General features: G+C 59.5%; 7 protein-coding genes and 2 pseudogenes. 6 read left to right on the top strand and 3 right to left on the bottom strand.

The window, feature by feature from the left end; translation table 11 throughout:
* A pseudogene (locus tag PMI29_RS31965) lies at nt 1-175 on the top strand (MFS transporter); the annotation flags it as partial.
* A gap of 66 nt (nt 176-241) precedes the next feature.
* Here the strand turns inward: PMI29_RS31965 and PMI29_RS16845 are convergent.
* On the bottom strand, nt 242-610 hold the full coding sequence (locus PMI29_RS16845) for a DUF427 domain-containing protein (protein WP_007997339.1): 369 nt from the start codon (nt 608-610) through the stop codon (nt 242-244).
* A 280-nt stretch (nt 611-890) separates the two neighbouring features.
* Between PMI29_RS16845 and PMI29_RS16850 the strand changes: the two genes are divergently transcribed.
* The 3 genes from PMI29_RS16850 (at nt 891) to PMI29_RS16860 (ending at nt 4263) form a co-directional block, all read left to right on the top strand.
* Nucleotides 891-2837 carry a DNA topoisomerase III gene (locus PMI29_RS16850; RefSeq protein ID WP_238541656.1) on the top strand — a complete coding sequence of 649 codons (1947 nt, stop codon included), beginning with the start codon at nt 891-893 and terminating at the stop codon, nt 2835-2837.
* Between the two features lie 69 nt (nt 2838-2906).
* Nucleotides 2907-3410, top strand: coding sequence for a GNAT family N-acetyltransferase (locus PMI29_RS16855; RefSeq protein ID WP_007997337.1), 504 nt, complete (start codon nt 2907-2909; stop codon nt 3408-3410).
* A gap of 523 nt (nt 3411-3933) precedes the next feature.
* Nucleotides 3934-4263, top strand: coding sequence for a hypothetical protein (locus PMI29_RS16860; RefSeq protein WP_033052324.1), 330 nt, complete (start codon nt 3934-3936; stop codon nt 4261-4263).
* A gap of 206 nt (nt 4264-4469) precedes the next feature.
* Here the strand turns inward: PMI29_RS16860 and cynR are convergent, their stop codons facing one another.
* Nucleotides 4470-5351 (bottom strand): transcriptional regulator CynR, encoded by an 882-nt coding sequence (cynR, locus tag PMI29_RS16865; RefSeq protein WP_007997335.1) that lies wholly within the window; start codon nt 5349-5351, stop codon nt 4470-4472.
* A gap of 123 nt (nt 5352-5474) precedes the next feature.
* Here cynR and cynS point away from each other — a divergent pair, with 123 nt between their 5' ends.
* Entirely contained in the window at nt 5475-5942 is a 468-nt protein-coding gene (gene cynS / locus PMI29_RS16870) for a cyanase (RefSeq protein ID WP_007997334.1), read from the top strand.
* 61 nt (nt 5943-6003) lie between these two features.
* Entirely contained in the window at nt 6004-6663 is a 660-nt protein-coding gene (locus PMI29_RS16875; RefSeq protein WP_007997333.1) for a carbonic anhydrase, read from the top strand.
* A 61-nt stretch (nt 6664-6724) separates the two neighbouring features.
* Here PMI29_RS16875 and PMI29_RS16880 read toward each other — a convergent pair.
* A pseudogene (locus PMI29_RS16880) lies at nt 6725-7171 on the bottom strand (aldehyde dehydrogenase family protein); the annotation flags it as partial.

The raw sequence follows: 7171 nt of genomic DNA, 5'->3' as shown, positions 1-7171 counted from the left end.
CATCGGCAACGGCTGGTTCGGCGGCTTCCTGCCGACGGTGTCGTTCGCCCTGGTGGTGTACACCGGAGACATTTTCTACGGGCTGTGGTATCCGGTGGTGATTACCGGGGTGAGCCTGGTGGTGGGGATGATTTGCCTGCGTGAGACTCGCAACGTGGATCTCGACAAGAACTGATCCACCCGGCTGGCGAGGGAGTACACAGACTCTCTCGCCACCGCTGCGCCCGGCTGACGGCGACCATCAAACCTCGGCGTCCAACAACTCAAACTTCACCTGATCCGGGTAGAACGCCACATATCCGCGTATCTGCTCCACCGATATCTTGGGATACTCATAACTCCACACTGCATTGGCACTCTCATGCCCCGGCACCTGCAAACTGAAATAACTCGCATCGCCTTTGTACGGGCAATAACTGGTGTGGTCGGTGCGTGCGTAATATTTCTCGTCGATATCCTCTCGCGGCACGTAATACACCGGCGGGTAATTGGCCTCCAGCAACACCAGGGCCCGCGCCGAGGCGGCCACCTGAATACCGTGAAACTTCACCAGCAAACAGCCGGGCTGCTCGGCGATAGTGATGACAGGACTAGGACCGGAGCTTTTCATGGAATACGTTCCTCATGACGGTGATGGACCTGCAAATCGATGATGTGGGAGCGTGGCTTGCCCGCGATGGGCTGCGCAGCAGCCCCAAAACCTGCGACCACGATTTATCAGGTATAACCCAAGTTTCCCCCTCCCGACGGCTTCACAGCCGAACGGAGCCTGCCGGCACAGTCCGTCGGCACGACACACAAAGCTGTACATCCATACAGATAAAGATTGCTCCATTGACCATCAAGCGCCATTCTGTGCACCCCTGACACATAGATCGACGATGGTGGTTATGCGGCTGTACCTCTGTGAAAAACCTTCCCAGGCCAAAGACATAGCGGCAGTACTCGGCGCCAGGCGCCGGGGCGATGGCTGTTGGCTGGGAACGGACGTCACGGTGACCTGGTGCATCGGCCACCTGCTGGAAACCGCACCGCCGGATGCCTACGACGCGCGCTATAAGCGCTGGGTGCTGGCGGACCTGCCGATCATTCCCGAAAAGTGGAAAATGACCGTCAAGCCGCGTACCGCCAGCCAGTACAAAGCGGTCAAGCGCCTGCTCGGTGAAGCCAGCGAACTGATCATTGCCACGGACGCCGACCGTGAAGGCGAGATGATCGCCCGGGAGCTGGTGGAGCATTGCCGATATCGCGGGCCGATCCGCCGGCTCTGGTTGTCGGCGCTGGACGATGCGTCCATCCGCAAGGCCCTCGCGGCACTCAAACCGGGGAACGAGACCTTCAGCCTCTATCACTCGGCCCTGGGTCGCTCCCGGGCCGACTGGCTGATCGGCATGAACATGAGTCGGCTGTTCACCTTGCTGGGGCGCCAGTCTGGCTATCAAGGCGTGTTGCCAGTCGGCCGGGTGCAAACGCCGACCTTGCGCCTGGTGGTGGATCGCGATCGCAGCATCGCCGACTTTGTGCCTGTCCCCTATTGGGCCATCGATGTGCAACTGCTACACAACGGCACCGGGTTCACGGCGCAATGGCGCGCGGCATCGGACCTTTGCGACGATCAGGACCGCTGCCTGAACCAGGCGCTGGCACAACAAGCAGCAAACGCCATGAGCGGCGCGGCCAGTGCGCGGGTGATCAAACTGCGCACCGAGCGGATGCGCGAAGTGGCTCCGCTGCCGTTCGATCTGGGCACCCTGCAGGAGGTCTGCTCAAAGAAACTCGGCCTCGGCGCCCAGGAAACACTCGACATCGCCCAGGCGCTGTACGAAACCTACAAAGTCATTACCTATCCGCGCAGCGATTGCGGCTACTTGCCCCTCAGCCAGCACAGCGAGGCGCCAGCCATTCTGGCGGCGCTGCGCCAGGCCGACCCGGCGTTGAACGCCTTGCACGATCACCTTGATCCGCAACGGCGCTCACGGGCCTGGAACGATGCCAAGGTCAGCGCTCACCACGGCATCATCCCCACGGCTGCGGCGAAGAATCTCGACCGGCTGGCGGGCAAACAGCGCGCGGTCTACACCCTGATCCGCGCGCGATACCTGGCGCAATTCCTGCCCAATCACGAATACGACCGCACCCAGGCCGACTTCGATTGCGCAGGCCAAGCCCTGCGCGCTGTCGGCAAGCAGATCATCGAGCCGGGCTGGAAACGCGCCCTGCCCGAAGCGCTGGCTCCGGCCAAGGGGCGCGAAGCCCCGGCGCCGCAGACACTGCCGAACCTGGCCGAAGGCATCGACTGCGCCGTGGCCGGCGTGCAACTCAAGGACCTCTGGACCCAACCGCCGAAGCCGTTCACCGAAGGCGATCTGATCAAGGCCATGAAGAATGTCGCCAAACTGGTGCAAGACCCTCTGCTCAAGCAAAAGCTCAAGGACACCACCGGTATCGGCACCGAAGCGACCCGTGCGTCGATCATCCAGGGCCTGCTCGACCGTGGTTATCTGGTCAAGAACGGCAAGGCCCTGGCCGCCACGCCGGCCGCGTTCAGCCTGATCGACGCCGTACCGCGGGCCATCGCCGATCCGGGCACGACGGCGATCTGGGAACAGGCGCTGGACATGGTGCAAAGCGGGGAAATGAGTCTGGAAGAGTTCGTCACCAAACAGGCGGCGTGGATGAGCAAGCAAGTCAGTCGTTGCTCCGGACTGAGCCTGACCATCAGCGGTCCACCGCCCGGCGGATCCGCCGCAGCCCCCTGGAAGAAAAAGCGCAAAGGCGCTCCGCGCAAACCAGCGAGCGGCACCCGGCGCAAGTCAAAACCGGCAAGCACTACTTAAACCCGCCACAGATCGTGCGACGCCGACCATAATCAACTGTGTCCCTTGGCCTGTCAGGAGCCACTTCGTATGTCTTCGATAGAACTGCACGCCGCCCAACGCGATGAGCTGGAAACCATCGAAAACCTGATGCAGTTCTACATCTACGACTTCAGCGAATGGTTGCCGCTGAAACTGGGTGAATACGGCCTCTTCAACATCCTGCCCATGCCGGACTACTGGCGAAACCCGGCCACCCGCCCCTTCCTGATCAAGGTCGACGCAGAACTGGCCGGCTTCGTGACCGTGGATAACCAGACCCGTCTACCCGGTGCCGACTACAACATCGGCTATCTGTTTGTCAGCCGACGCTTCCGTGGCCGGGGTGTCGCGCGATTTGTCGTTTCCACCCTCTTGAGCCAATTCCCCGGTCAATGGCAGATTTTCCATATCGAGGCGAATCAGCCGGCACGCCTGTTCTGGGCCGCCGTGATGCCGGGGCTCGGCGTTGACGGATTCACCCTGCATCAGCAGGTGGTTGACGGTTATCCCTGCACTTTTTACCGCTTTGAGTGTCCGCCGTTGTCATCCTGACCGACACGCCCTCAACTCCCCGCGCTAATTCCGAACAGCTTTGTCCGACAATATGTAGTGACCAAAAATAATCACTACAAAACCGTTGACGCCTCCGATTTGCCCTTGCATGATGCAGACGTCTCCCCGATCGGGAGTACAGGCAACACGTTTGAGCAAGCTCGTCTGACCGCCGAGCTGTTTTTCCCGGATACACGCTGCCCACAAGGCAGATTGAAGAAGCTGACCTGGCCTGAACGTCCAGTACAAGGGCGAGAAGTCTTGGCGAGCAATCCTCATGAAGCTTGTGGCCGACCCTGAAAATGTCGGCAGTGGCCTTAAGGTTTTCGCCGCTTCTCTTCGTTGTGACGCTATTGCGTAGCAGTTATTCAACACGACTACATGCAACAGACGCAGGACCCCGCCCGATAAGGCGGTCGAACGCTGACGTCCTGGTTTCGGTGCCAGGGATCAACTAACCGATGGGCTACCTGTATTAGCGAATCAACTTTGAAAGATCACCAATTGGTCAAGGGGCTTTATGATGAATCTGAACAATCAACCAACTATCGATGAACTGGCTCGTATGTTCGCTGCAAAGAAAGACAGCCACGACAGCCACATTCTCTGGATCAGCAAGTGTGGCCAGGTTCATATCGACTGCCTGTCGCCTCATGCCCATGAAGCAGAGTTTGACCAGAACAACCAGAACCTGCTGGCCCGACTGAAGATGTACCGTCGCGGCCAGGGCTATGTCGGCAAGAAAGCCGCAGCCGACAAGGACTTCATCGGTAATGTTCTGCAAACCCTGAAACAGGCCTGGGCCTCGATGCAGGATCAGAACGAAGTTCGGGTGATTGACCGGCTCTACTAATTGAATGAGTCGTCGCTGACTTATTGATAAACAAGGCCTGCTCCCAATAAGGAGCAGGCTTTTTTTATGGTTCTTCACGCAATCCCTGGAAACTGTAGGAGCCAGCCTGCTGGCGATAGACTCAAGTGCGCCGCGTTTATCCAGCTCGCACGCGTTATCGTTAACGACCATCGCCAGCAAGCTGGCTCCTACAGGTATTGGTTTGATCACGGATGATCGGTCCCCAACACCAGCTCAACAAACGCCACCGACGCCGCACTGTGGTAGTTGTTCTTGCGCCGCAGCAACGCAGCCCCGCGTTCAGGCGCTGCTCCCAGCATGGACAATTTTCGCAATGCCCGATCCTGAGTGGCGATGGGTTCCGGCAGGATGGTGGCGATGGCGGAATGCCGGATGACTTCCAGCAGCGTATTGACCGAGTTCACTTCAATCACCACCTTGGGCGTGATGTACGCCTGCGCGAAATACTCATCAATGCAGGTGCGGGTGATGTAGTCCGGGCTCAGCAGGGCAAACTCAAGCTCGGCCACCTCTTCGGCGGACAACGCCTCCTGACGCTCGTAAAGCGGATGATCCCGCCCGACCATCAACCCCAGGGTTTCGGTAAACGCCGGGATCGATTCGATGTCGGCGCTTCTCACCTGATCAAACGCAATCGCGATATCCAGCGAATCATCTGCCAGCCCGGCCTCGATCTCATCCATCGACAGCTCGAAAATCTCCAGATGGATGTTCGGGTAACGCGCCACGTAGTCGCGCACCAGCGGCCCAACCAGATAGGCCATGAAGGTCGGCGTCATGGCCAGGCGCAAGGTCCCGCGAGACAGATCCTTCACGTCATGCAACGCACGCCTGCCCGCTTCCAGCTCCACCAATACCCGCCGCGCGCATTCAATGTAAGCCTGGCCTGCATCGGTCGGTTTGACCGTGCGCGAGGTCCGGTCGAACAGACTCACGCCCAGAGACTCTTCCAGTTGCCGGATCTGCTGCGACAAGGTTGGCTGGGATACGTGCAACACTTCGGCGGCACGAGTGAAACCACCCTGGTCGGCAACCGCCAGCAGATAACGCAAATGTCGAAGCAACACGGGATTCTCCATCTATAGGCTGTGCTTATGGATTGCATTGTATATCGATCTTGGACGCTATGAGTCGATCGGCAGAAGATGGCCCCACACCCAAGCAACGCCACTCCCGATAGGAGAATCACCATGCAACAGTCCCACGCCTACAACGACCCAAGCCTGGCCCTGACCACTTCCGTCCTTGATGCCAAGGCACGCAAAAACCTGTCGTGGCAGGACCTCGCCGATGGCACCGGCTTGAGCCTGGCCTACGTCACCGCTGCCCTGCTCGGTCAACATCCGCTGCCGGAAACCGCCGCCAAAGTGGTAGGCGACAAACTCGAACTGGACGCCGACGCAGTGGCCCGGCTACAGATCATCCCGCTGCGCGGCAGCCTCTCGGGTGTGCCGACCGACCCGACCATCTACCGCTTCTACGAAATGATCCAGATCTACGGCACCACCCTCAAAGCCCTGGTTCATGAGCAGTTCGGCGACGGCATCATCAGCGCGATCAACTTCAAGCTCGACATGAAGAAAGTCGAAGATCCGGAAGGCGGCTCCCGCGCAGTGATCACCCTCGACGGCAAGTTCCTGCCGCTGCGCCCTTTCTAAGTTGTTACCGGCCCGCACTACCGGTGCGGGCCAAACCCTGCTCACCCATGAGGAAGCGATCATGAAAGCGCTCATCGACGGTTTCTTGAAGTTCCAGAAAGAAGCCTTTCCACAACGCACTGACCTGTTCAAACACCTGGCCACCACCCAACATCCAGGCACGCTGTTCATCACTTGTTCCGACAGCCGTGTAGTGCCGGAACTGCTGACCCAACAAGAGCCCGGAGAGCTGTTCGTGATCCGTAACGCCGGCAACATCGTGCCGTCCTACAGTCCGCATCCGGGCGGTGTATCGGCCACTGTCGAATACGCCGTCGCTGTGCTCGGCGTCACCGACATTGTGATCTGCGGCCATTCGGACTGCGGCGCCATGACAGCGGTAGCCAAGTGCACATGCATGGATCACCTGCCCGCCGTCAGCGGCTGGCTGCAACACGCCGAATCAGCGAAAGTGATCAACGAAGGCCGGCCACACGCCAGCGAAGCGGCCAAGGTCAGCTCGATGGTTCGGGAAAATGTCATTGCCCAACTGGCCAACATCCAGACGCACCCGAGTGTGCGACTGGCCCAGGAAAGAGGCCTGTTGAACCTGCATGGCTGGGTGTATGACATCGAGACCGGTTCGATCGACGCGCTGGATGCCGACAGCCGAAGTTTTGTGTCGCTGGTCGAGCATCCGGGCACTTGTGCCGTATCGGCCAAGGCGATCAAAGCCGCTTGATCAGAACTGCCGTTTGTTCAACAAAGTGACCGCCCTTGCAGCGGTCACCGGTTCCGCTATCTCAGCGTTTGACGCCCAGATCGACCTGGGTCATGCGGCTACGAATGGTGAACACGCCATCACCCGAGAGAATCGCACTGCGAGCGAACAGGCGCCCGCTCTCCCAGTTCGAAAGACCCAGTTCCGGCTTGTTCAACGCGTACTGGCCATCGACCCAGCGGGTGATGCCATTGCCGACAAAAGGCGCGTTGACCGCGTTGTAGAAACGCTCTTGGGCCTCGGCACTTTCACTGATCAATGACACGGTGAATTGCGGGCTGTAGCGATTGAACAAGGCAATGGCACTGTCCAGGTCGTCGACGATTTTCAGGCTGACTTCCGGGGTTTCTTCCCACTCCCATTCACGGCCCAATTGATCTTCCGCCAACGGCTCGGCCTGCGCCTCGGTTTGATAACCCTCGGCGCGGAACACCTCGACCGTTGCAGCCAGCCAGTCTTGCGGCAGGGG

The organism is Pseudomonas sp. GM49, from assembly GCF_000282355.1.
Taxonomy (GTDB): Bacteria; Pseudomonadota; Gammaproteobacteria; order Pseudomonadales; family Pseudomonadaceae; genus Aquipseudomonas.
The sequence above is the reverse complement of the archived record's forward strand: the minus strand, read 5'-3'. Positions and strand labels throughout refer to the sequence as shown.

Bases quoted from the DNA above. Each gene is read 5' to 3' on its own strand.
- PMI29_RS16845 (WP_007997339.1), bottom strand. From the start codon at position 610: ATGAAAAGCTCCGGTCCTAGTCCTGTCATCACTATCGCCGAGCAGCCC.
- PMI29_RS16850 (WP_238541656.1), top strand. From the start codon at position 891: ATGCGGCTGTACCTCTGTGAAAAACCTTCCCAGGCCAAAGACATAGCG.
- PMI29_RS16855 (WP_007997337.1), top strand. From the start codon at position 2,907: ATGTCTTCGATAGAACTGCACGCCGCCCAACGCGATGAGCTGGAAACC.
- PMI29_RS16860 (WP_033052324.1), top strand. From the start codon at position 3,934: ATGAATCTGAACAATCAACCAACTATCGATGAACTGGCTCGTATGTTC.
- cynS (WP_007997334.1), top strand. From the start codon at position 5,475: ATGCAACAGTCCCACGCCTACAACGACCCAAGCCTGGCCCTGACCACT.
- PMI29_RS16875 (WP_007997333.1), top strand. From the start codon at position 6,004: ATGAAAGCGCTCATCGACGGTTTCTTGAAGTTCCAGAAAGAAGCCTTT.